At 62.7% G+C, this 20,630-nt stretch carries 19 protein-coding genes; 4 read left to right on the top strand and 15 right to left on the bottom strand.

The genetic code is table 11. The annotated features are described in order from the left end of the window. Nucleotides 1-50 precede the first annotated feature (50 nt). The 3 genes from AC0L2Z_RS11290 to AC0L2Z_RS11280 all read right to left on the bottom strand — a co-directional run bounded on the left by AC0L2Z_RS11290 (nt 51) and on the right by AC0L2Z_RS11280 (nt 3,336). Nucleotides 51-1,061, bottom strand: a complete 1,011-nt coding sequence (locus AC0L2Z_RS11290; protein ID WP_023802186.1) for an Hsp33 family molecular chaperone — start codon at nt 1,059-1,061, stop codon at nt 51-53. 147 nt (nt 1,062-1,208) lie between these two features. Then, nucleotides 1,209-2,120 carry an ornithine carbamoyltransferase gene (gene argF / locus AC0L2Z_RS11285; protein ID WP_473627986.1) on the bottom strand — a complete coding sequence of 304 codons (912 nt, stop codon included), beginning with the start codon at nt 2,118-2,120 and terminating at the stop codon, nt 1,209-1,211. Nucleotides 2,121-2,136: 16 nt separating this feature from the next. Continuing rightward, the gene (locus tag AC0L2Z_RS11280) at nt 2,137-3,336 is read right to left on the bottom strand and encodes an aspartate aminotransferase family protein (protein WP_287174605.1); all 1,200 of its coding nucleotides are present in this window, start codon (nt 3,334-3,336) and stop codon (nt 2,137-2,139) included. A gap of 355 nt (nt 3,337-3,691) precedes the next feature. On the opposite strand from AC0L2Z_RS11280, the gene AC0L2Z_RS11275 reads away from it, so the two are divergent. Continuing rightward, nucleotides 3,692-4,210, top strand: a complete 519-nt coding sequence (locus tag AC0L2Z_RS11275; RefSeq protein ID WP_023802183.1) for a GcrA family cell cycle regulator — start codon at nt 3,692-3,694, stop codon at nt 4,208-4,210. Between the two features lie 111 nt (nt 4,211-4,321). On the opposite strand, the gene AC0L2Z_RS11270 is transcribed toward AC0L2Z_RS11275, so the two are convergent. The 3 genes from AC0L2Z_RS11270 to AC0L2Z_RS11260 form a co-directional block, all read right to left on the bottom strand. Then, nucleotides 4,322-5,329 carry a magnesium and cobalt transport protein CorA gene (locus tag AC0L2Z_RS11270; protein WP_473627985.1) on the bottom strand — a complete coding sequence of 336 codons (1,008 nt, stop codon included), beginning with the start codon at nt 5,327-5,329 and terminating at the stop codon, nt 4,322-4,324. A 91-nt stretch (nt 5,330-5,420) separates the two neighbouring features. Next, the gene (gene phoU, locus AC0L2Z_RS11265; protein WP_023802181.1) at nt 5,421-6,146 is read right to left on the bottom strand and encodes a phosphate signaling complex protein PhoU; all 726 of its coding nucleotides are present in this window, start codon (nt 6,144-6,146) and stop codon (nt 5,421-5,423) included. A 202-nt stretch (nt 6,147-6,348) separates the two neighbouring features. Then, entirely contained in the window at nt 6,349-7,611 is a 1,263-nt protein-coding gene (locus AC0L2Z_RS11260) for a sensor histidine kinase (protein WP_473627983.1), read from the bottom strand. Nucleotides 7,612-7,813: 202 nt separating this feature from the next. On the opposite strand from AC0L2Z_RS11260, the gene ppk2 reads away from it, so the two are divergent. Continuing rightward, complete coding sequence (gene ppk2 / locus AC0L2Z_RS11255) at nt 7,814-8,722, top strand: polyphosphate kinase 2 (RefSeq protein WP_473627981.1); 909 nt, start codon at nt 7,814-7,816, stop codon at nt 8,720-8,722. Between the two features lie 71 nt (nt 8,723-8,793). Here the strand turns inward: ppk2 and AC0L2Z_RS11250 are convergent, their stop codons facing one another. The 3 genes from AC0L2Z_RS11250 to AC0L2Z_RS11240 all read right to left on the bottom strand — a co-directional run bounded on the left by AC0L2Z_RS11250 (nt 8,794) and on the right by AC0L2Z_RS11240 (nt 11,026). Continuing rightward, nucleotides 8,794-9,540, bottom strand: a complete 747-nt coding sequence (locus AC0L2Z_RS11250; protein ID WP_084646899.1) for an enoyl-CoA hydratase-related protein — start codon at nt 9,538-9,540, stop codon at nt 8,794-8,796. A gap of 15 nt (nt 9,541-9,555) precedes the next feature. Next, nucleotides 9,556-10,194, bottom strand: coding sequence for an acyl-homoserine-lactone synthase (locus AC0L2Z_RS11245; RefSeq protein WP_027155170.1), 639 nt, complete (start codon nt 10,192-10,194; stop codon nt 9,556-9,558). A 97-nt stretch (nt 10,195-10,291) separates the two neighbouring features. After that, on the bottom strand, nt 10,292-11,026 hold the full coding sequence (locus AC0L2Z_RS11240) for a helix-turn-helix transcriptional regulator (protein WP_023802176.1): 735 nt from the start codon (nt 11,024-11,026) through the stop codon (nt 10,292-10,294). 276 nt (nt 11,027-11,302) lie between these two features. On the opposite strand from AC0L2Z_RS11240, the gene AC0L2Z_RS11235 reads away from it, so the two are divergent. Continuing rightward, a complete protein-coding gene (locus AC0L2Z_RS11235) occupies nt 11,303-12,136 on the top strand; it encodes a transporter substrate-binding domain-containing protein (protein ID WP_473490480.1) in 834 nt (277 codons plus the stop codon). A gap of 40 nt (nt 12,137-12,176) precedes the next feature. Here AC0L2Z_RS11235 and AC0L2Z_RS11230 read toward each other — a convergent pair whose 3' ends face one another. Beyond that, nucleotides 12,177-12,587: a tellurite resistance TerB family protein gene (locus tag AC0L2Z_RS11230; RefSeq protein WP_023802174.1), complete on the bottom strand. Its 411-nt coding sequence runs from the start codon at nt 12,585-12,587 to the stop codon at nt 12,177-12,179. A gap of 161 nt (nt 12,588-12,748) precedes the next feature. Between AC0L2Z_RS11230 and AC0L2Z_RS11225 the strand changes: the two genes are divergently transcribed. After that, nucleotides 12,749-14,398, top strand: coding sequence for a lysine--tRNA ligase (locus AC0L2Z_RS11225; RefSeq protein ID WP_473627979.1), 1,650 nt, complete (start codon nt 12,749-12,751; stop codon nt 14,396-14,398). Here the strand turns inward: AC0L2Z_RS11225 and AC0L2Z_RS11220 are convergent. The 5 genes from AC0L2Z_RS11220 to AC0L2Z_RS11200 form a co-directional block, all read right to left on the bottom strand. Then, on the bottom strand, nt 14,361-15,221 hold the full coding sequence (locus AC0L2Z_RS11220; RefSeq protein WP_473627977.1) for a thermonuclease family protein: 861 nt from the start codon (nt 15,219-15,221) through the stop codon (nt 14,361-14,363). The two genes, AC0L2Z_RS11225 and AC0L2Z_RS11220, sit on opposite strands and share 38 nt — an antisense overlap. 9 nt (nt 15,222-15,230) lie before the next feature. After that, nucleotides 15,231-15,881 carry a S24 family peptidase gene (locus AC0L2Z_RS11215; protein WP_128170882.1) on the bottom strand — a complete coding sequence of 217 codons (651 nt, stop codon included), beginning with the start codon at nt 15,879-15,881 and terminating at the stop codon, nt 15,231-15,233. An 82-nt stretch (nt 15,882-15,963) separates the two neighbouring features. Further along, complete coding sequence (locus AC0L2Z_RS11210) at nt 15,964-18,183, bottom strand: 3-hydroxyacyl-CoA dehydrogenase NAD-binding domain-containing protein (RefSeq protein WP_473627975.1); 2,220 nt, start codon at nt 18,181-18,183, stop codon at nt 15,964-15,966. Between the two features lie 14 nt (nt 18,184-18,197). After that, nucleotides 18,198-19,406, bottom strand: coding sequence for an acetyl-CoA C-acetyltransferase (locus AC0L2Z_RS11205; RefSeq protein WP_023802169.1), 1,209 nt, complete (start codon nt 19,404-19,406; stop codon nt 18,198-18,200). Nucleotides 19,407-19,435: 29 nt separating this feature from the next. Next, nucleotides 19,436-20,605, bottom strand: a complete 1,170-nt coding sequence (locus AC0L2Z_RS11200) for an acyl-CoA dehydrogenase family protein (RefSeq protein ID WP_287174623.1) — start codon at nt 20,603-20,605, stop codon at nt 19,436-19,438. Nucleotides 20,606-20,630 lie beyond the last annotated feature (25 nt).

Here is a 20,630-nt window from a genome sequence, read left to right as displayed (position 1 = left end):
AGACGGTAAGGGTGAGGGGCAGCGCCAACGCTTCGTCGGTGATTTCAATTCTATTGAGCCGCAGCAAATTCCGCCGGGTCGAAGTCATATTGCTTCGAGCAGAATTCGCAGGCGACGTGAATGCCGCCATCCTCGGTGCTGTCCCTGATCTCGTCGGCGGAGAAGCCTCCGAGAATGCCGCGGATCTTCTCCCTGGAGCATGAGCACTGGTCGGCTACCGGCACGCCGCCGAAGACGCGCACGCCGTGCTCGTGGAACAGCCGGTAAAGCAACCGCTCGGCGCCGATCGTCGGGTCGATCAGTTCCGTCGGCTCGATGGTGCCAAGCAACGCGAGCAGTTCCTGCCAGGAATTGTCGGCCGGATCATGGATCTCCTCGCGCGGATCGCCGTCGCCACCCGGAAGGTCGGGCACGCGCATGCGTTCGGGCGATTGCGGCAGGAACTGCGCCAGGATGCCGCCGGCGCGCCATTGCTCGCGGGCACCGCCGATGCCGGGCGTCAACAGCTTGGCCACCGAAAGCCTGAGATCGGTCGGGATCTGCTCCGACTGCCGGAAATAGGTGCGCGCGGCCTCCTCGAGCGTCTCGCCGTCGAGCTGGACGATGCCCTGATAGCGCTGCGTGTGGGCGCCCTGGTCGATGGTCAGCGCCAGGACACCGCTGCCAAGCAGCGTCCGCTGCGAGGTCTCGCCGGCAGACGTCAGTGCCTCCAGCCGGTCGGCGTCGAAGCGGGCATAGGCACGCAGCGCATGCGGCGTGGAAAAATCCGCCACCAGCATGTCGACCGGCCCGTCGGTGCGGGTCTGCAGGATGAACTTGCCTTCGAATTTGAGCGAGGTGCCGAGCAGCACCGTCAGCACGCAAGCTTCCGCCAGCAGGCGGGCGACCGGCTCGGGATAGTCATGCCGACCGAGGATCGCGTCGAGCATCGGCCCGAGCTGGACGGTACGGCCGCGCACGTCGAGCGGGCCGACCTCGAAAGGCACGACATGATCGTCGCCGGCGTAGCCGAATTCGCCGAGTTTGGGTTGATGTTCAGCCAATTGACGGGTTTCCAACATGACAAAGCTCCGGGGCGCGGCGATGCCGCCCTCCGGGGCGCATGCGTCGAAACGCGCTCGATTTGCGTGATGCGCCTGAGATAGGCATCACGCACTCCCGGATCAAGGCGGCCGGGATAACGGCGGCCCGGATCACGGTGACCCGGATCAAGCGCCGAGGCACCAGGCCAAAACCGCCTTCTGCGCGTGGAGCCGGTTCTCGGCCTCGTCGAACACCACCGAATGCGGGCCGTCCATGACTTCGTCGGTGACCTCCTCGCCGCGATGCGCCGGCAGGCAGTGCATGAACAAGGCGTCGGACTTTGCCTTCGCCATCAGTGCCGCATTGACCTGATAGGGTGAGAAGACATTGTGGCCGCGAGCACGGTGCTCCTGGCCCATCGACACCCAGCAATCGGTAACGACACAGTCGGCCTCGTGGACGGCCTCCTCGGGCGAGCGGGTGAAGTTCAACTTGCCGCCATGCGCCCTCGACCAGTCGACATGCTTCTGCGCCGGCTCGCTGCCTTCCGGCACGGCGACGTTGAGGTTGAAGCGGAACCGCGCCGAGGCCTCCAGCAGTGAATGCAGCACGTTGTTGCCGTCGCCGGTCCAGGCGATGGTCTTGCCGGCGACCGGGCCGCGATGCTCCTCGAAGGTCATGATGTCGGCCATCAGCTGGCAGGGATGGGTATCGTCGGTCAGCCCGTTGATGACGGGGACGGTGGCGTTCTCGGTCAGTTCCAGCAGCCGGTCATGCGATGTGGTGCGGATCATGATCGCGTCGACATAGCGCGACAGCACCTTGGCCGTGTCGGCGATGGTTTCGGAGCGGCCGAGTTGCATCTCGGCGCCGGTCAGCATGATGGTCTCGCCGCCGAGCTGACGCATGCCGACGTCGAAGGACACGCGCGTGCGCGTCGACGGCTTGTCGAAGATCATCGCCAGCACCTTGCCTTCAAGCGGTTTTGTCCGCTCGCCAGCCTTGAGCCTTGCCTTTCGCACGACGGCATCGTCCAGCATAAGGCGCAGATCGCCCTCGGAAACGGCGGAAAGATCGGTGAAATGGCGAAGGCTCATGTGGGTCTTCCGACTGTTATTTCGCCGCAGCCGCGGCGATGGCGTCCGACAGGCCCCGGGCGCCGGCGCGGATGCGGTCGAGCGCCGCATGGATCTCGGCGTCGGTGACGGTGAGCGGCGGCAGCAGGCGAAGAACGTTGTCGCCGGCAGGAACCGCCAGCAGATGCTGGTCGCGCAATGCCATGTTCACCTTGGTGTTGGGCGCGGCGCATTTCAGGCCGAGCATCAGGCCGCTGCCTCTGATGTCTTCGATGACATCGGGAAATTCGTCGGCGACGCCCGCCAGCCCCTGCTTCAGCAGCAACGCCTTGCGCTGCACATCCTCCAGAAAACCGTCTGCCAGCACGACGTCGAGCACGGCGTTGCCGACCGCCATCGCCAGCGGATTGCCGCCGAAAGTGGTGCCGTGCACGCCGGCGGTCATGCCGACGGCGGCCTCGTCGGTGGCAAGGCAGGCGCCCACCGGGAAGCCGCCGCCGATGCCCTTGGCGACGGCCATGATGTCGGGCGTGACGCCAGCCCATTCATGCGCGAACAGTTTTCCAGTGCGGCCGATGCCGCACTGGACCTCGTCGAAGATCAGCAGCAGATCATGCTGTTCGCAGAGCTGCCTCAACCGCTTCAGCGACTGTGTCGGCACCGGGCGAATACCGCCCTCGCCCTGCACCGGCTCGATCAGGATCGCGGCGGTCTCTGATGTGATCGCCTTTTCGACGGCCTCGATGTCGTCGAAACCGACCTGGTCGAAACCTTCGACCTTGGGGCCGAAACCTTCCAGGTATTTGTACTGGCCGCCGGCGGCGATGGTCGCCAGCGTGCGGCCATGAAAAGCGCCTTCGAAGGTGACGATGCGAAAGCGCTCGGGATGGCCCTTGACGAAATGGTAGCGCCGCGCCGTCTTGATGGCGCATTCCAGCGCCTCGGCGCCGGAATTGGTGAAGAACACCTTGTCGGCGAAGGTTGCGTCGGCCAGCCGCTCGCCCAGACGGCTCTGCCCCGGAATCTCGTAGAGGTTGGAGACATGCCAGAGCTTGGCCGCCTGCTCGGTGAGTGCCGAGACCAGATGCGGATGGCTGTGGCCCAGCGAATTCACGGCAACGCCGCCGCCAAAATCGAGATATCGCTCGCCCTTGTCGGTGACCAGCCAGGTGCCTTCCCCATGGTCGAAGGCCAGGGGCGCGCGGGTAAAGGTCTCGAAAAGCGCCGAACCGCTCATTATATGCGTCTCCGGAACCGGAAAATCAAAAAGCCGCCAAAGCGGCGGCCTGTGCGGCTTATCGTGTTTTTCGGCCATGAAGTCAACGAAAACGTCGCGCAAGGACGCGCGGCAAGCTTTCCAGCGAGACGCCGGCTCATCAGCGACCGGGCAAGTTGGGGAAAACCGAAAAAACCGATTCGTGTTGGCCCTCGGACTCTTGTCACCGAGTCAGCGCATAAGGTACTTATAGGTCGAGAAATAACTAGATTTCGTGCGGCGGACCTAATCACCCGATATATGTGGTGTCTGCCCGGCGGAAGCCGGATCGTGGAAGGATTCCGATCGCCGCACATTTCAGCAGGAGCGCGGTCTCATGAATTGGACTGACGAGCGGGTCGAACTTCTTAGAAAATTGTGGTCGGAGGGGCTGAGCGCCAGCCAGATCGCCGCACAGCTTGGGGGTGTCAGCCGCAATGCCGTCATCGGCAAGGTGCATCGGCTGAAACTGTCGGGCCGCGGACGCGCGACTGCCACGCCGGCACGCCAGAAGAAAAGCGTGCAGGGATCGAGCGTGCAGAAATCGGTGTCGCGGGCCGCGAGCACTGCGCGGCATATCACCACGTCGATCGGCGCGACCGCGCTGCAGGCGCAATTCGACGCCGTACCGGTGACGCGTCATTATGTCCGTCCGGTCGAGAACGTCGTCGTGCCGATCTCGCGGCATCTGCAGCTCGTCGAATTGACCGAGCGGACATGCAAATGGCCGAATGGCGATCCGCTTTCGGAGGAGTTCCATTTCTGCGGCAACGACGCGGCCGAAACCGGACCCTATTGCAAGTATCACGCCCGCGTTGCGTTTCAGCCCGCTTCGGAGCGGCGGCGCAGTAGGTAGGGGAGTAAGGGAGTGAGGGGGTACGGCAGTATATATGGGGTGAACTGCAAAAGACTGCGCTCGTGAGGCGCCATCTTTCCCTACTGCTCTACTGCTCTACTGCCCTACTCTTCACAGCCAGCCGCTCTTGCGGAAGCGCCAGTAGAGAACCGAGCAGACCAAAATAATCGCTCCCAGAACGACCGGATAGCCATATTCCATCCTAAGTTCCGGCATGTCGTTGAAGTTCATGCCGTAGATGCCTGCGAGCGCCGTCGGCACCGCCAGGATTGCAGCCCATGAGGCGAGCTTCTTGGTGATCGCCGTTTCCTGGCTCTGGCCAACCAGGAGGCTCGCCTCGAAGGCAAATGCGAGCACCTCCCGCAAGCTGTCGATCTTCTCCTGGACGGTGCGGATGTGGTCGGTGACGTCGCGGAACAGCGGGTGCATGGCCACATGGATCTGCGGCAGGTCGGCGCTGGTCAACCGGCGGCAGACTTCCACCAGCGGCAGCGCGGCGTTGCGCAGGCGCAAGAGATCGCGGCGCAGCATGTAGAGCCGCTCTATGTCGGAGCCGGTCATCGGCTTCAGCAGAACCCTGTCCTCGATCGCCTCGACCTCGTCCTCGATCTGCTCGAGCACCGGCATGTAGTTGTCGACGATGAAATCGAGAATGGCATAGAGGACGAAATCCTCGCCTTTGGCTAGCGAATGCGGGCAGCTTTCCCAATGCTGGCGAACGGCGGCATAAGAAGTCGACGGACCGTGCCTGACGCTGACGATGTAGCCGGCGCCGACGAACAGATGCGTCTCGCCGAAGGTGACGCGCCTGTCGATCAGTTGAGCCGTGCGGGCAACGATGAACAACGCATCGCCATATTGCTCGATCTTCGGCCGCTGATGCGGATGCTCGGCGTCCTCGATCGCCAGATCGTGCAGGTGGAATTGCGCCTGGACACGAAGCAACAGGTCGCGGTCCGGCTCCAGCAAGCCGATCCAGACGACATGACCTGGCTTCTTGGCCCATTCGCCGGCTTCCTCGATCGGAATGTCGGCGACACGCCGGCCGGCGGTATAGACGCTGGAAGCGACGATGGCCGATGTCGGCGGGGCCGGCGTCAGGTTCCGAACGGTTTCCATCGCTACCTCCTGGAGGCATGGCCTCGGGTCAGGATCAGGAACGTTCGGTAAAGCTTAGCCTAAATCAGCAATGGGTTCGAGAGGCAGCCGCTCACTTCGCCGGTAGCGTTGCGGGAAGCACAATCTTGTCTGTCTTGTCGCCCTTCGGCCGCTCGGCCGGCATCTGGTCGCCGGTGACGATGTAGTAGATCGTCTCGGCGATATTGGTGGCGTGGTCGCCGATCCGCTCGATGTTCTTGGCGCAGAACAGCAGGTGCGTGCAGGGCGTGATGTTGCGCGGATCTTCCATCATGTAGGTCAGCAACTCGCGAAACAGCGAGGTGTACACGGCGTCGATCTGATCGTCGCGGTCACGCACGAAGCCGATCTTTTCCACCGAGCGCGACGCGTAGACGTCGAGCACTTCCTTGAGCTGCGTCAACGCCAGGTCCGCCAAAGCCTCGATGCCGCGGAACAGGCTGGTCGGCTGGCGCCCTTCTATGACGGCAACCACGCGCTTGGCGACATTCTTGCCGAGGTCGCCGACCCGCTCGAGATCCGCCGAGATGCGGATCGCGCCGACGATCTCGCGCAAATCCGTCGCCATCGGCTGGCGCTTGGCGATGATGATGATCGCCTTGTCGTCGATCTCGCGCTGCCCCTGGTCCAGAACGGCATCGTCGCGGATGACCTTCTGGGCAAGGCCAGGGTCGGCGTTGACCAAGGCCGCAATCGCCTGTTCGACCATGCGTTCGGCATGCCCGCCCATCGCGGCAATGCGCTTCGACAGATATTTCAGCTCCTCGTCATAGGCGCTGACGATGTGCACGGACTGCATGGAGATGCCTTCCCGGGTCTTCTGGTCCGAGTCGTTCCTCGAATCCCCGCTGATACGCTAGCCGGATGACAGAAAAAAGAAAGCGATAGAGCGACGTGCGTCCACTAGGCCACAGAGTAGGCTCTAAAGTCCTGTATCCACGCATCGGGTGGTCCTAAAGTCTTCCGGTACTCGGGCCGGCGCGTGCTTAGATAGTGAGGTGTCAGTGCACCGGCAAATGCACCGTGAAAGCTGCGCCGTTGCCGACCTCCGACTTGATCGACAGCCTGGCGTTGTGGCGCGTCAGGATATGCTTGACGATGGAAAGGCCAAGGCCGGTGCCCTTCTGGGTCCGGCTGTTTTCGACATCGACGCGGTAGAAACGTTCGGTGATGCGCGGGATGTGCTCCTCGGGAATGCCGGGGCCAAAGTCCCGGATGGTGATGTCGATGCCCGGTTCGGGACCGTCATCGCTGTGGGCAATCGTCACCACGACACGTCCACCCGACTGTCCGTATTTGCAGGCGTTTTCCAGCAGATTTTCGAAAACCTGGAAAAGTTCATCGCGATCCCCCGGCACATTGAGTGGTCCTTTCGCGAAATCCCGCTCGATGGCAACGCCGTTTTCCCGGGCAAGCGGACCCAGCGAATCGATGACGCTGTCGAGGGTCTGGCGGAGATCGACCTCGGTTCCCGGCTTCAGATAGGGTTTCATCTCCAGCCGCGACAGCGACAGCAGGTCGTCGATCAGGCGCGCCATGCGGCCGGTCTGGTTGTGCATGATCTGCAGGAACTGCTCGCGCGCCGCCGGGTCGTTGCGGGCTGGGCCGCGCAGCGTCTCGATGAAACCGGAAATCGAGGCGAGCGGAGTTCGCAACTCATGGCTGGCATTGGCGATGAAGTCGGCCCGCATCCGGTCGATCCGGCGCGCCTCGCTCTGGTCCTTGAAGACCAGCACATAGAGGTCGGTGCCGTGGCCGACCGAAGATGCACTCACGCGATAGGCCCGTTCGACCGGCAGCTTTTCGGTATATTCGACGACGTCCGAAGCGGCGGCGCCCGACAGGATACTGTCCAGCAAGGCCTGCATCTCGGGCGCGCGGAATTTCAGCGACAGCGACATGCCCGGTGCGATGCCGCCGAAGGCGGCGAAGGCGGCGGCGTTGGCATGGACAATCGTCGCGGCGCGATCGAAGATGATCAGCGGATCGGCAACGGCAGCCGCCAGATATTCTCCCGACAGCTGTTGCAGCCCGCCTGCCTCGATCGCCGCGGCATCCTCCGCGGATTGGCGCGCTACGCCGGCCGGCAGCATCGCGGCGGCGAGCAGCAGCACCGCACATGCCAGCAGCACAACATAGAAGGACATGTCTGCGAAACCATAGACCGTCAAGATCGCGACGATGCCGGTCGCAAGCAGCCAGCGGCTGTTCCACAACCGGGTGGCGACGGCTTGCGCCGTGGTTCGCTGTTCTGCGCCGCCCATAAAAGCCATTGTCAGCTACTGTCAGCCATTCGCGCGCACTATGCCTCCGTCCCCACCCCGACCGGCAGGTTGGAAACTTCCCGCTGACCGTCGCTATCACTAATCTGCTGCATCGTTCCTTTCGAAAATCGATTCCGATTTTCGGGCCGATGCAGTAAGGCTCCCAATAGCATGAGTCCGGAAGCTGGAAAGGTTGGTCTCGATGGAAAACCCCAAGGAAGATGCCGCCGCGCCTGTTCCGGGTCCGCAAAAGATCCGGATCAACGGCAAGGAGTTCGAGTTCGACATCGAGGATCCCAAGCTTCCGGACTGGATCGAGGACAACAAGCTGACCGCCGGCGGCTACCCCTACGACAAGAAAATGAAAAGCGACGAGTATGACGAGACGCTCGAGCGGCTGCAGATCGAGTTGGTCAAGGCGCAGGCATGGCTGCAATCGACGGGCAAGCGGGTGATGTCGCTGTTCGAAGGACGCGATGCCGCCGGCAAGGGCGGCACAATCTTCGCGCTGCGCCAGTACATGAACCCCAGGACTGCGCGCAACGTGGCGCTGACCAAGCCTAGCCCAACCGAAATCGGGCAATGGTATTTCCAGCGCTATGTCGCGCACTTTCCGACATCCGGCGAGTTCGTCACCTTCGACCGCTCCTGGTACAATCGAGCCGGCGTCGAGCCGGTCATGGGCTTCTGCACGCCGGAGCAGCATCAGAGATTCCTGGACGAGACGCCGTATTTTGAACGGATGATCTGCAACGAGGGCATCCATTTCTTCAAATTCTGGCTGAACATCGGTCGGGAAACACAGCTTGAGCGGTTTCACGATCGCCGCTGGAGTCCTTTGAAGAACTGGAAATTCTCGCCGATCGATATTGCCGGCATCGCCAAATGGGACGATTACACCAAGGCGCGCGATCTCATGTTCGAACGCACCCATAAGGAATTCGCGCCCTGGATCATCATCCAGGCCAACGACAAGCGGCGCGCGCGACTTGCCATCATCCGGCGCATCCTGTTGTCGCTTCCCTATGACGGCCGCGATCTCGACGCCATCGGCAAGGAAGACAAGAAAATCATCGGGGAAGGGCCTTCGTTCCTGGGAAGACAGGCCTGAAGCGCTGCCGCGCGCCCCCAAGGACGCGCGGCACGATTCCGGATATTTTTGTCATTCTGCCGAATGACGTCTCATGCCGCCAGCCGGGCAATCCGCTGCAGCCGCCGCAGTGTGGTATCGTCCTGCAAAGCCTGCTGAAATAGCGAAATCTCCTGGTCGATGCGATCGCAGAGTGCGCCTGTGTCGCCCTTGAGCAGGTCGCGCGTCTGCAGCAGTGCGGCAACCGGCTTCTTGGCGAGTTGCCTGGCTCTGCCAAGTGCGGCTTCCTCGACGTCGCCGACCACGATCTCCGTGACCAGGCCCAGCATCCTGGCGTCCGCGGCACTGAGCGTGTCGCCCAGGCAGAAGAAGCGGAAAGCGCCGGCATAACCGAGTTTCTGCGGCGCCAGGATGCTGGTCGCCGCGTCCGGCACGAGGCCGAAATCGACGAACGGCACCCGGAACGTGCTTTCGTCAGATGCGATCACCATGTCGCAATGGAACAGGATGGTGCAGCCGACACCGACGGCATCGCCGTCGACACAGGCAAGGACCGGTTTGGGGAACGTCGCCAACGTGCGGAACATGTCGGTGACGGCAGCGATCAACCGTTGATGCTTGGTGGCGTCGAGGAACTCGGAGAAATCGCCGCCGAGGCAGAAGCAGCCGGCGAGGCCGCGCAGCACCACGACGCGCACATCATCGTCGATTGCAGCTTCGTGGAAGATCCTGGCCAGGCTTTCATAGGCTCGCCCGTCCAGCACCGGCCGGCCGTCATCCGACGACACCGTGACGATCAACGAATGATTGCGGAACTCTGTTTGCGGGTGGATGTTCATGGCTGTCTCCAATTCTCACGAGGCCTGCCTCATTCCGAGCCTGTCGGGATATCCCCTGGCCAGGACCGGCGCGAAATGACTGCGACGCGACCGCACCACCTCAAGCGTGTGCTCGTTGAAGGTGAGCAGTGTGGCGACGACCTGCTGGTTGCCATAGGTGCGCTGGTAGCCAAGCGGCTTCGCCAGGAAGTGCAACTGCAGCGCCCGCAGAACCCACATCGGCTCGAACTCGATGATCACCTGGTTGACATTCCGCTTCAGCCCCCACTCGACGAAGCCGGCAATGAGCTCGGTGCCGACCGTGGAGACGCCGCGCTTGCCGTCACGAAAGCCCGGCGCGACCGCATAGCGGGTCAGTTCCCACACGTTCGGCCCGGATGGCGGCGTCCCTTCAAAGAGGTCCGCCAGCACCTCGGTCAGAAGATGCGCACGCGTTGTCGGCAACATCCGCTGATAACCGGCGAGCTCGCCATTGCGGATGACGAGTTGGTGCACCGCCTCGTCATGGTCGAACTGATCGATCTCAAGGCCGTCGGGGCGCTGCAGATCGGTCCACCCCATCTCCTCGACGAAAATTTTGTAGCGTAAGCGATGAACGGCCTCCCAAAGGTCGGGACGTTCCATAAGTTCCTGTGTTGTAAGGGAAAAAAGCATCTGCCGTCTCCTAGGTTCAATAGGAAGATACGGCCGGGCTGTCCCGAGGAAATTACGCGATCACGTAGGCAAGAATTTCTAGGCCGGCACGGCCGAGCTAGCTAATATAGCCGCGCCTTATCGCTTCCGCGACCGCCTGCACCCGGTTGACGGCACCGAGTTTGCTTTTGGCGTTAAGAAGGTGTTTCTCTGATGTGTGTTCCGAAATGCCGAGAATCTGTGAAATCTCCCATTCGGACTTGCCGACGGCGGCCCATTGCATGCATTCGCGCTCACGCGGCGTCAGTTCGACGTGGTGGTCGAGGGTCTTGGCCGCCATCGTGTGGATCTGCATGGCGCGGCCAATCGCATAGGTCGCCACCAGCGACACCAGCCCAAAATCGGCGCCCGACAATTCGACGGCCTCGCCGCCCAGCGACACCATGACGATCTGGCCATCGAGCGTGATCAGCGGGAAGGCCAATCCGTCGCGCAGCTTGAATTCGCCGGCGTCGCCCATCACTTCGCCGCTGCTCTTGTCGATGCGGATGCTCTGGGACGCTTCCCGCCACTGGAACGGCGCCTGCAACTGCTTCATATGGCTGACGACGGGGTCATGGTCGACATAGTTGCGCGCCACATAGCGCTCCAGCCATTCTCCCGGCCACTCGCAAAGCAGCACATGGTCCTTTTGCTGGCCTCTTGGCGTGCCCGGCTGCGGAACCGTTCCGGCCATCAGCGCCGTCAGGCCGAACTCCGAGGTTATGCCAAGCAGCTTTTCGCAGACCGCGGCCGCCGTATCGGCGTGCTGCAGCTGATCTATGAATTCCAGTGTGCGATCGAAGTGGCCCATTGCAACATCTACCCCATGTTGCCTTCCCGCGTTGAGATCAACGGCCCAGTGCTTGACCCGCACTTTGCCCTCGACCCCGGATTACAAACCTGCTCCCCTCAGTTTGCAGCGGCTTGCGGCTACCCTCCAGCCGACCGCCACACATGTTTGCAAGCTCGCTGAAGCATAGCCCTAAATCGGCGTGATGAAATCAAAAACCGTTGTGCCTGTGGCATTTTCGTACCAAAAGCCACATTGGACAGGACAGGGCGGAGCTCGATCGTGACGATTCGGTGGATGACCATCGTCTTGATGCTGGCAATGACGGGGGCAGCGTGGCTCACGGGAGCGCGTGCCGCGGAGCCGCAAGTGCCGGTGCTGTGGGATGCCAAGGAGCGGCTGCCGAAGCCTGACCTGTCCGCGCTGCCGCGTCTGAGATTCCTGACCACCACCGATTTCCCGCCGTTCAACTTCCTCGACGGAGCGGGCCGCTTGTCCGGCTTCCATGTCGATCTGGCGCGCGCGATCTGCGCCGAGCTCGGCATCGCCGAAAAATGCCAGATCCAGGCGCTGCCTTGGGCCGAGCTCGAAGGGGCACTGCAGAAGGGCGAAGGGGAAGCGATCATTGCCGGCATTGCCGCCACGCCGGAGTCGCGGTCAAAATATGCCTTCTCGCGTTCCTACCTGCAGTTTCCGGCGCGCTTCATCATGCCGAAGGCAAAGGCGCTCACGGAGCCTATCTTCGACAGACTGCGTGGCAAGCGCGTCGGCGTGGTCGCAGGCTCCGCGCATGAGCGGATGCTGCGCGATTATTTCGGCACCGTTCAGGTCGTTCCTTTCGCGCAGCTGGAAGCGCTCTACGATGGTCTCAAGGCCGGCAAGGTCGACGCCGGCTTCGGCGACGGCATGCGCTTCGCCTTCTGGCTGGGTAGTTCGAATGCCGCAGCCTGCTGCCGCTTTGCCGGCGGTCCCTATCTGGCGCCCGAATATCTGGGGTCGGGTATGGCCATCGCCACCAGGGCCAACGATCCAGCGCTGGCCGCAGCGTTCGACTACGCACTGCAGGAGATTTCAGTGAAGGGTATCTTTGCCGAATTCTATCTGCGCTACTTCCCGGTCAGTTTTTTCTGATCCGGCCCGGTCAGCTTCTTCTGACCCGTTGGCGTCTGGATCAAGTCAGCGTGCGCAGGCGAGCCTTGGCAGCACGGGCGATGGCGGCGACGGTGAGCGTGTCGAGATCGAGCTGGCGACGGATAAGCTGCAGCACCCTCACCTCCTCCAAGCGCATTTCGAGGTCGACGGCCGCAACCTCGAAGGCCGCGGCATAGGCGGTGTCAAGCAGGCGATCGGGCAGTGCTTCAGCGACGCGCGCCAAAACGCCTTCCAAGCCGTCCTTTTCGTGCAGCAACTTTTGGCAGTCCTGGGCGACGCCGACCAGCCGGTCGTGGTCGAAGTCCTCGAACACCGGCCATGAGCGGACGACGTCGCCAATCCGCGCCAATTCGACATTTGTCATGTCGCGATCGGACGCGGAGGTGATGACCATAAGATAGATCAGGGCTTCTTGCGGCGGCAACGGCATTTAAAACTCCTCAAACGGGCTCCGAAGTTAGGAACGAGGCACCGACGTCGCAAGGAAAAAGAGCCGCGATCGTTGACGCCCACGGCAGGCACGCCTAGAGACCGGTTGAAAAAATCATCCCTTTTTGCGGCGATGCCGGCGAATAATTTGGAAACGGTGACATGGCGGGATCAAACATCATCGATCTCAATCCCGAGGTGCTTGCGGCAGCGGCTGAAAGCAAGGCGTGGCCGTTCGACGAAGCCAGGAAGATCGTCGAGCGCTACAAAGACACTGACTTTCCCGAGACCGTCCTGTTTGAGACCGGCTACGGTCCGTCGGGGCTGCCGCACATCGGTACTTTCGGCGAAGTCGCACGCACTTCGATGGTGCGCCACGCCTTCCGCGTCCTCACCCGGGACACGGTCAAGACCAAGATCTTGTGCTTTTCCGACGACATGGACGGCATGCGCAAGATTCCGGACAACGTCCCCGATCGCGCCGCACTCGAGCCGCACCTGCACAAGCCGCTCTCGTTCGTCCCCAATCCTTTCGGCGGCGACTATGCGAGCTTCGCAGACCACAACAACGCAATGCTTTGCCGTTTCCTGGACACGTTCGGCTTCGACTACGAGTTCGCCAGCGCGACGGAATACTACAGGGCTGGCCGTTTCGACGACGTTCTGCTGCGCGCTGCCGAACGTTTCGATAAGATTATGGACGTGATGCTGCCGACGCTCGGAGAGGAGCGTCAGGCGACCTACAGTCCGTTCCTGCCGATTTCCCCCAAAAGTGGCCGCGTGCTTTACGTCCCCATGAAGCATGTCGACGCCAAGGCCGGCACGATCACCTTCGACGATGACGGCACCGAAACCACGCTGCCCATAACCGGCGGCAGGGTGAAGCTGCAGTGGAAGCCGGATTTCGGCATGCGCTGGGCGGCGCTCGGCGTCGATTTCGAAATGTTCGGCAAAGACCACCAGACGAATGCGGTGATCTACGACCGTATCTGCAATATCCTGGGCGGGCGCGCTCCCGAGCATTTCGTGTATGAGCTGTTCCTGGACGAGAACGGCCAGAAGATTTCGAAGTCGAAGGGCAACGGACTGACCATAGACGAGTGGCTGACCTACGCGCCGACCGAAAGCCTCGAGCTCTACATGTACCAGCGGCCGCGGCAGGCCAAGAAGCTCTATTTCGACGTCATTCCGAAGGCGGTGGACGAGTATTACGCCTTTCTGTCCGCCTATCGCCGGCAGGAGTGGAAGGAGCGGCTGGGAAATCCCGTCTGGCACATGCATGACGGGAACCCGCCTGTCGTCGACCTGCCGGTGTCGTTCGCGCTGCTGCTCAATCTGGTCAGCGCCTCGAACGCCCAGAACAAGGACGTGCTGTGGGGGTTCATTTTGCGCCACACCTCAGGCGTGACGCCGAAGACCCATCCCGAGCTCGACCGGCTGGCCGAATATGCGATCCGCTATTTCGACGATTTCGTGAAGCCGGCCAAGGTGTACCGGGCCGCCGACCCGGTCGAGCGCGAGGCGCTGACGAAACTGTCCGAAGCGCTCGCCGCATTGCCGCCAGATGCCGATGGCGAGGCGATCCAGAATGCCGCGCTCAACGTCGCGCGCAAGATCGAACGCTATCAGGACCATTCGAAGCAAAGCCCGGAAGGCGGGCCGGGCGTCTCCGTCGCCTTCTTCCAGATGATCTACCAGATTTTGATCGGACAAGAGCGCGGCCCGCGCTTCGGTTCCTTCGCCGCGCTCTACGGCATCGCAGAAACCCGCGCGCTCATTCAGAAGGCGCTGGCCGGTCAGTTGGCGGCGTAGCAGTCGTCTCGGATGTCGGCGTAGCCGTCGCCGACGGATCGAGAATCGGCTGCGTCGGCTGGGCTGTGGCCGCAAAAGGGGCTGGCGCCGGAGGCAGGCCGGAGAGACTGGGCGCCGGCCCGAAAATGCCCTTCCTCGCCATACGGGCCTTCTCGCCGGTCTCGACATAAGGGCCACCCTTGGCGGCGCGCGCCCAGCCGTTTTCGATCAACCACTGGCCGACATCCCGGTGGCCGACGCGGCAATCGGCGGTGATCAGGTCGCGGCCGCCCTCGGGTGGCACCGTGCAGACCACCGCCCGACCGCGCAGGAAGGCACGGAACGCCGTTCGCGCCCGGGTGCCACACGTCCACGACTTGCCGCCGTCGGTGCAAGTTTCGTCCTGCCTGACGATGTCGACGCCGGAAATCGCGACGGAGTAGCCCTTGGCCTCGATCACACCGGCGGCCGATGCAACCGGCTGGAACAGTTTTGTCCCGTTCCAGTCGTCGGGCATTTTCGTTTTGGGCGGCTTGGGCGGTCCGGCCAGCGCCAACTCACTCAGCGGCGCGCGCGGCTCGACCCGTTCAAGCTCTTGCGGCTGAAGCTGCGGCGGCGCGACGACTTCGGGATCGATGGCCCTGGAATGCGCCTCTGGGCTCGCCGCCTTGGGTCGCGGATTTGCTGATGCAGCAGGCGCTCGGGATTGCGCCGCGATGCCGGCCTGCGCCCGAGCCGCGACGCGCCCATTTTCGTCCTGCAGCACGGCGCGGCCACCTGCGGCAATCGCAGCCCCCATTGCCAGGATCGTCAACACCGCGGCGGCGGCATGAAGCGGACGCACCGGCGGCCCCTACTGGCTTGCCCAGACAATCCGCGCCACCCATTCGACATCGCGCATCGGGATGTCGCGATCCGGGTGATCGGGATTGAGCGAGACCAGCATGATCGACTTCGCCGTCTGACGGTCCAGCACCTTGGCCATTACCTCGCCGGCATAGGTCTTGACGACGACGCGATCGCCCTTGCGGGTGGCGGCGCCCGGCTCGACGATCAGCACGTCACCGTTGCGGTAGAGCGGCAGCATGGAATCGCCCTGGACCTGTAGCGCATAGGAGGTTTCGGTCGCCCGTGCCGGAAGCTCGATCAGGTCCCAGCCCTGGCCCACGGGAAAGCCGGCATCGTCGAAAAAGCCGCCGGCGCCGGCCTGGGCGAAGCCGAGCAGCGGCACCGAAGACGTCTGTGCCGGCAGAGATCCGGGAACGGTCTTGCCCCGGCCTTCGACCAGTCCGGTGAATTCGTCGAGCGAGGCGCCGGTCGCCTCGATGATCTTGGCCAGCGACTCGGTCGACGGCCAGCGCGGCCGCCCATCCGAGGACAGCCGCTTCGACTTGTTGAAGGCAGTCGAATCGAGGCCCGCGCGTTTCGCCAGCCCCGAGGCCGAGAGCGAATAGCGCTCGGCGAGAGCATCGATGGCGGCCCATACGCGGTCATGCGAGAGCACTTTTGCCCTCCTTCCGAACAGGAAAAAATACCTTCTCCGTTCTAACCGGTGGCCGTGATTTTGTCCACCACCGAAGGCGGCGTCACGCCGCCTTCTTGGCCTCGCTCCTGGCATAGGGATCGAAGCGTTCGTAGAAAGTCTCACCCTTCTCTGCCATGTCGAGCAGGAGCTTCGGCGCTTTGAACTCGGCGCCGTACTTCTTCTGAAGACCCTTGGCGATCTTGACGAATTTTTTTGCGCCGATGCCGTCGATGTAGGACAGCACGCCGCCGGTAAAGGGCGCGAAGCCGAAGGCGAGAATCGAGCCGACATCGGCCTCGCGCGGATCGGTGACGATGCCCTCCTCCATCACCCGGGCCGCCTCCAACGCGATGATGACCAGGAGCCGCTGCTTCAGTTCCTCATAGTCGACCTTTTCAGGCGGCAACTGCCGATAGAGATCCTTCAGGCCCGGCCACAGCTTCTTCTTGGCAGGCTTTTGCGGATAGTCGTAGAAACCCTTGCCGTTCTTGCGGCCGAAGCGGCCATGCGTGTCGACCAGCGTGTTGATCAGCGTCATCTGCTTCGGGTCGACCGCCTTGTCGCCGAGATCGCGCATGGTCTGCTTCATGATCTTCTGCGCGAGGTCGATCGCCGTTTCATCCGTCAGCGCCAAGGGGCCGACCGGCATGCCGGCGGCCTTCGCCGCATTCTCGATCATCGGCGCCGGAACGCCCTCGATCAACATCTTGTAGGCTTCCGACATGTAGCGCAGCACGCAGCGGTTGACGTAGAAGCCGCGCGTGTCGTTGACGACGATCGGCGTCTTCTTGATCGCGCGGACGAAGTCGATCGCGGTGGCCAGCGCCTTGTCGCCCGTCTTCTTGCCCAAAATGATTTCGACCAGCATCATCTTGTCGACCGGCGAGAAGAAATGGATGCCGATGAAATTCTTCGGCCGCGCCGAATCCTTCGCCAGCGACGTGATCGGGATGGTGGACGTGTTCGACGCGAAGATCGCCGACGGCTTCAGCACGGCCTCCGCCTTTTCGGTGGCGTCCTTCTTGACGCCCGAATCCTCGAATACCGCCTCGACCACCAGGTCGCAGCCTGTGAGGTCGGCATAGTCCGCCGTCGGCGTGATCAGCGACAGCAGCCTGTCCTTGTCCTCCGGCTTGGCGCGGCCCTTCCTGACCTGATCCGAGATCAGGCTGTCCGAATGCGCCTTGCCCTTGGCGGCAGCGTCCATGTCGCGGTCGAGCAGCACCACCGGAATGCCGGCCTTGGCCGTGACATAGGCGATGCCGGCGCCCATGAAACCGGCGCCGAGCACGCCGATCTTCTTGAACTTGGTTTCCGGCACGCCGGCCGGACGACGCGCGCCCTTGTTCAGTTCCTGCAGCGACACGAACAGCGAGCGGATCATCGCCGCCGCTTCTCTGGTCTGCATGATTTCGGTGAAATAACGCTGCTCGATGCGCAAGCCGGTGTCGAACGGCACCAGCAAGCCTTCATAGACGCATTTCAGGATGGCCGCGGCGGCCGGATAGTTGCCATAGGTCTCGCGACGCAGGATGGCGATTGCAGGTGGCCACAGATTGGCGCCGGCCACCGAATAGACCGGGCCGCCGGGCAGCTTGAAGCCCTTCTCGTCCCACGGCGCCACTGGCTTCAAGCCATTTTTGATCATGGCTTTGGCGGTTTCGACCAGCTTCGTCGGTTCGGCAATCTCATGGATCAGGCCCATCGACCTGGCCTTCTGCGGCGACAGCGTCTGGCCGGAAGTCAGCATCTGCAGCGCCTGCTGCTGGTCGGTCAGCCGCGGCACGCGCTGAGTGCCGCCGGCACCCGGGAAGATGCCGATCTTCACTTCGGGGAGCGCCATCTTGACCTTGTCGGAATCGGCCGCGACACGGCCATGGCAAGCGAGCGACAGCTCGAACGCACCGCCCATGCAGGTGCCGTTGATCGCCGATACCCACGGCTTGCCTGAGGTCTCCAGCTTGCGGAACAAGCCGGTCATGTAGCCGGCATTGTCGAACAATGCCTTGGTCGCCTTGTCCAGGTCCTTGGCTTTATCGGCTGCGAACTTCGACAGCATCTTCTGCAGCATGGTGATGTCGGCACCGCCGGAGAACGTGTCCTTGCCGGAGGTGATCACCGCCCCCTTTATCGACGCGTCGCTCGCCACCTTGTCGACGATGGCGTTCAGCTCCAGCATCGCCTCTTCGGTGAAGACGTTCATCGAGCGGTCGGGCATGTCCCAGGTGACCAGCGCGATGCCATCGGCGTCGATGTCGAGGGTGAAGTTGGTGTAGCTCATCGGTCTCTCTCCCGTCAGACGCGTTCGATGATCGTTGCGGTGCCCATGCCGGCGCCGATGCAGAGCGTCACCAGCGCGGTGTTCAGGTCCCGGCGCTCCAGTTCGTCCAGCACCGTTCCGAAAATCATCGCACCGGTTGCGCCGAGCGGATGGCCCATTGCGATGGCGCCGCCATTGACGTTGATCCTGTCGTGCGAAATGTCGAAAGCCTGCATGTAGCGCAGCACCACCGAGGCGAACGCCTCGTTGAGCTCGAACAGATCAATGTCCGACAGCTTCATCCTGGCACGCTTCAGCAGCTTCTCGGTCACGTCGACCGGACCGGTCAGCATCAGCACCGGCTCCGAACCGATATTGGCGAATGCACGGATGCGAGCGCGCGGCTTCAGGTCGAGCGACTTTCCAGCCTTCTTCGAGCCGAGCAGAACGGCCGCCGCGCCGTCGACGATGCCGGACGAATTGCCGGCGTGGTGGACGTGATTGACCTCCTCCACCTCGGGATGCTTCTGCACCGCGACGGCATCGAAGCCGCCCATTTCGCCGGGCATGACGAAAGACGGGTTGAGGGCCGCCAGCGATTGCATATCGGTCGAAGGCCGCATGTGCTCATCGTGGTCGAGGATGGTCAGGCCGTTCTGGTCCTTGATCGAGATCACCGAATTCTTGAAGCGGCCTTCGCCCCAGGCTTTGGCGGCGCGCTTCTGGCTTTCGACCGCATAGGCGTCGACGTCGTCGCGCGAAAAGCCGTACTTCGTGGCGATCAGATCGGCCGAGATGCCTTGCGGCACAAACCAGCCCGGCAGGCCGACCGAGGGGTCCATGAACCAGGCGCCGCCGGATGCGCCCATGCCGACGCGCGACATCGATTCGACGCCGCCGGCGATGACGATCTCGTCGGCGCCTTGCGCGATCTTGGCGGCGCCGAAATTGATGGCGTCCAGGCCAGAGGCGCAGAAACGCGAGATCTGCATGCCGGGCGCTTTCGTGTCGTAACCGGCCTCGAAGGCGGCGGCGCGCGGAATGACAGAGCCCGCCTCGCCGACCGGATCGACGCAGCCGAAGATGATGTCGTCGACGGCGCCGGTGTCCAGCCCATTGCGGTCACGGATCGCCTCAAGCACCTTGGCGCCGAGCCGCACCGCCGGCACCTCGTGCAGCGAGCCATCCTTTTTGCCCCTGCCGCGCGGCGTGCGCACGGCGTCATAGACATAAGCTTCGGCCATTTTCTGCTCCTTGGTTTGCTGAAAGTCTCTCAGAGAGAGCGCCCGATCAGCAATTTCATGATCTCGTTGGTGCCGCCGTAGATGCGCTGGACGCGGGCGTCGCGGAACATGCGGGCGATCGGATACTCATTCATGTAGCCATAGCCGCCATGCAATTGAAGGCATTCATCGACGACTTTTCCCTGCAGGTCTGACAGCCAGTATTTGGCCATCGAGGCCGTCACCGGGTCGAGGCCTCCATTGATATGGCGGGCGACGCAGTCATTGTAGAAGACCCGGCCGATGGTCGCCTCGGTCTTCAATTCGGCCAGCTTGAACTGGGTGTTCTGGAAATCGATAATCGCCTTGCCGAAGGCCTTGCGCTCCTTGACGTAGTCGATGGTCAACGCCAGCGCCCGTTCGACCATGGCGATGGCGCCGGTGCCGATCTGCAGCCGCTCCTGCGGCAATTGCTGCATCAATTGGACGAAGCCCTGGCCTTCCTCGTGGCCGAGCAGATTGGAAGTCGGCACGCGCATATCGTTGAAGAACAGTTCCGACGTGTCGTTGGCCTTGAGCCCGATCTTGTCGAGGTTGCGGCCGCGCTCGAACCCTTCCACCTCGTCGGTCTCGACGACGATCAGCGAAGTGCCCTTGGCGCCCTTCTCCGGGTCGGTCTTGGTGACAATTATGATGAAATTGGCGAGCTGGCCGTTGGTGATGAAGGTTTTTGAGCCGTTGACCTTGTACTGGTTGCCGTCCTTCTCGGCGCGCGTTTTGACGCCTTGCAGGTCGGAGCCGGCGCCGGGCTCGGTCATGGCGATGGCGCCGATCAGCTCGCCGGTCGCCAGTTTCGGCAGCCACTTCTTCTTCTGCTCCTCCGAGCCGTAGTGGAGGATGTAAGGGGCGACGATCGAATTGTGCAGGCCGATGCCGAAACCGTCGACGCCGACATGGCCGATCGCCTCGATGATGGCGCTCTCATGCGCGAACGTCCCGCCCGAACCGCCATATTCCTCCGGCATCGAGGCACAGAGCAGACCGGCCGCGCCCGCCTTCAGCCAGCACTCACGGTCGACCATCTCGTTCTTCTCGAACTCGTCATAGCGTGGCGCGATCTCTTCCGACATGAAGCGGTGCGCCATGTCGTAGAGCATGCCGACCTCGTCCGCCGCCCAGGCTGGTTTGGGAAGGCCAAGAATTTCGGCGGGGTTGGTCATGCTGTTTCTCCCTTGCGCCGACGTC

This window comes from Mesorhizobium sp. WSM4850, from assembly GCF_055811735.1.
The sequence above is the reverse complement of the archived record's forward strand: the minus strand, read 5'-3'. Positions and strand labels throughout refer to the sequence as shown.

Bases quoted from the DNA above. Each gene is read 5' to 3' on its own strand.
- AC0L2Z_RS11270 (WP_473627985.1), bottom strand. From the start codon at position 5,329: ATGGAAACCGTTCGGAACCTGACGCCGGCCCCGCCGACATCGGCCATC.
- AC0L2Z_RS11275 (WP_023802183.1), top strand. From the start codon at position 3,692: ATGAATTGGACTGACGAGCGGGTCGAACTTCTTAGAAAATTGTGGTCG.
- AC0L2Z_RS11235 (WP_473490480.1), top strand. From the start codon at position 11,303: ATGACCATCGTCTTGATGCTGGCAATGACGGGGGCAGCGTGGCTCACG.
- AC0L2Z_RS11290 (WP_023802186.1), bottom strand. From the start codon at position 1,061: ATGTTGGAAACCCGTCAATTGGCTGAACATCAACCCAAACTCGGCGAA.
- AC0L2Z_RS11245 (WP_027155170.1), bottom strand. From the start codon at position 10,194: ATGCTTTTTTCCCTTACAACACAGGAACTTATGGAACGTCCCGACCTT.
- AC0L2Z_RS11205 (WP_023802169.1), bottom strand. From the start codon at position 19,406: ATGGCCGAAGCTTATGTCTATGACGCCGTGCGCACGCCGCGCGGCAGG.
- AC0L2Z_RS11230 (WP_023802174.1), bottom strand. From the start codon at position 12,587: ATGCCGTTGCCGCCGCAAGAAGCCCTGATCTATCTTATGGTCATCACC.
- AC0L2Z_RS11260 (WP_473627983.1), bottom strand. From the start codon at position 7,611: ATGGGCGGCGCAGAACAGCGAACCACGGCGCAAGCCGTCGCCACCCGG.
- AC0L2Z_RS11240 (WP_023802176.1), bottom strand. From the start codon at position 11,026: ATGGGCCACTTCGATCGCACACTGGAATTCATAGATCAGCTGCAGCAC.
- AC0L2Z_RS11210 (WP_473627975.1), bottom strand. From the start codon at position 18,183: ATGAGCTACACCAACTTCACCCTCGACATCGACGCCGATGGCATCGCG.
- AC0L2Z_RS11280 (WP_287174605.1), bottom strand. From the start codon at position 3,336: ATGAGCGGTTCGGCGCTTTTCGAGACCTTTACCCGCGCGCCCCTGGCC.
- argF (WP_473627986.1), bottom strand. From the start codon at position 2,120: ATGAGCCTTCGCCATTTCACCGATCTTTCCGCCGTTTCCGAGGGCGAT.
- ppk2 (WP_473627981.1), top strand. From the start codon at position 7,814: ATGGAAAACCCCAAGGAAGATGCCGCCGCGCCTGTTCCGGGTCCGCAA.
- AC0L2Z_RS11250 (WP_084646899.1), bottom strand. From the start codon at position 9,540: ATGAACATCCACCCGCAAACAGAGTTCCGCAATCATTCGTTGATCGTC.
- AC0L2Z_RS11225 (WP_473627979.1), top strand. From the start codon at position 12,749: ATGGCGGGATCAAACATCATCGATCTCAATCCCGAGGTGCTTGCGGCA.
- AC0L2Z_RS11200 (WP_287174623.1), bottom strand. From the start codon at position 20,605: ATGACCAACCCCGCCGAAATTCTTGGCCTTCCCAAACCAGCCTGGGCG.
- phoU (WP_023802181.1), bottom strand. From the start codon at position 6,146: ATGCAGTCCGTGCACATCGTCAGCGCCTATGACGAGGAGCTGAAATAT.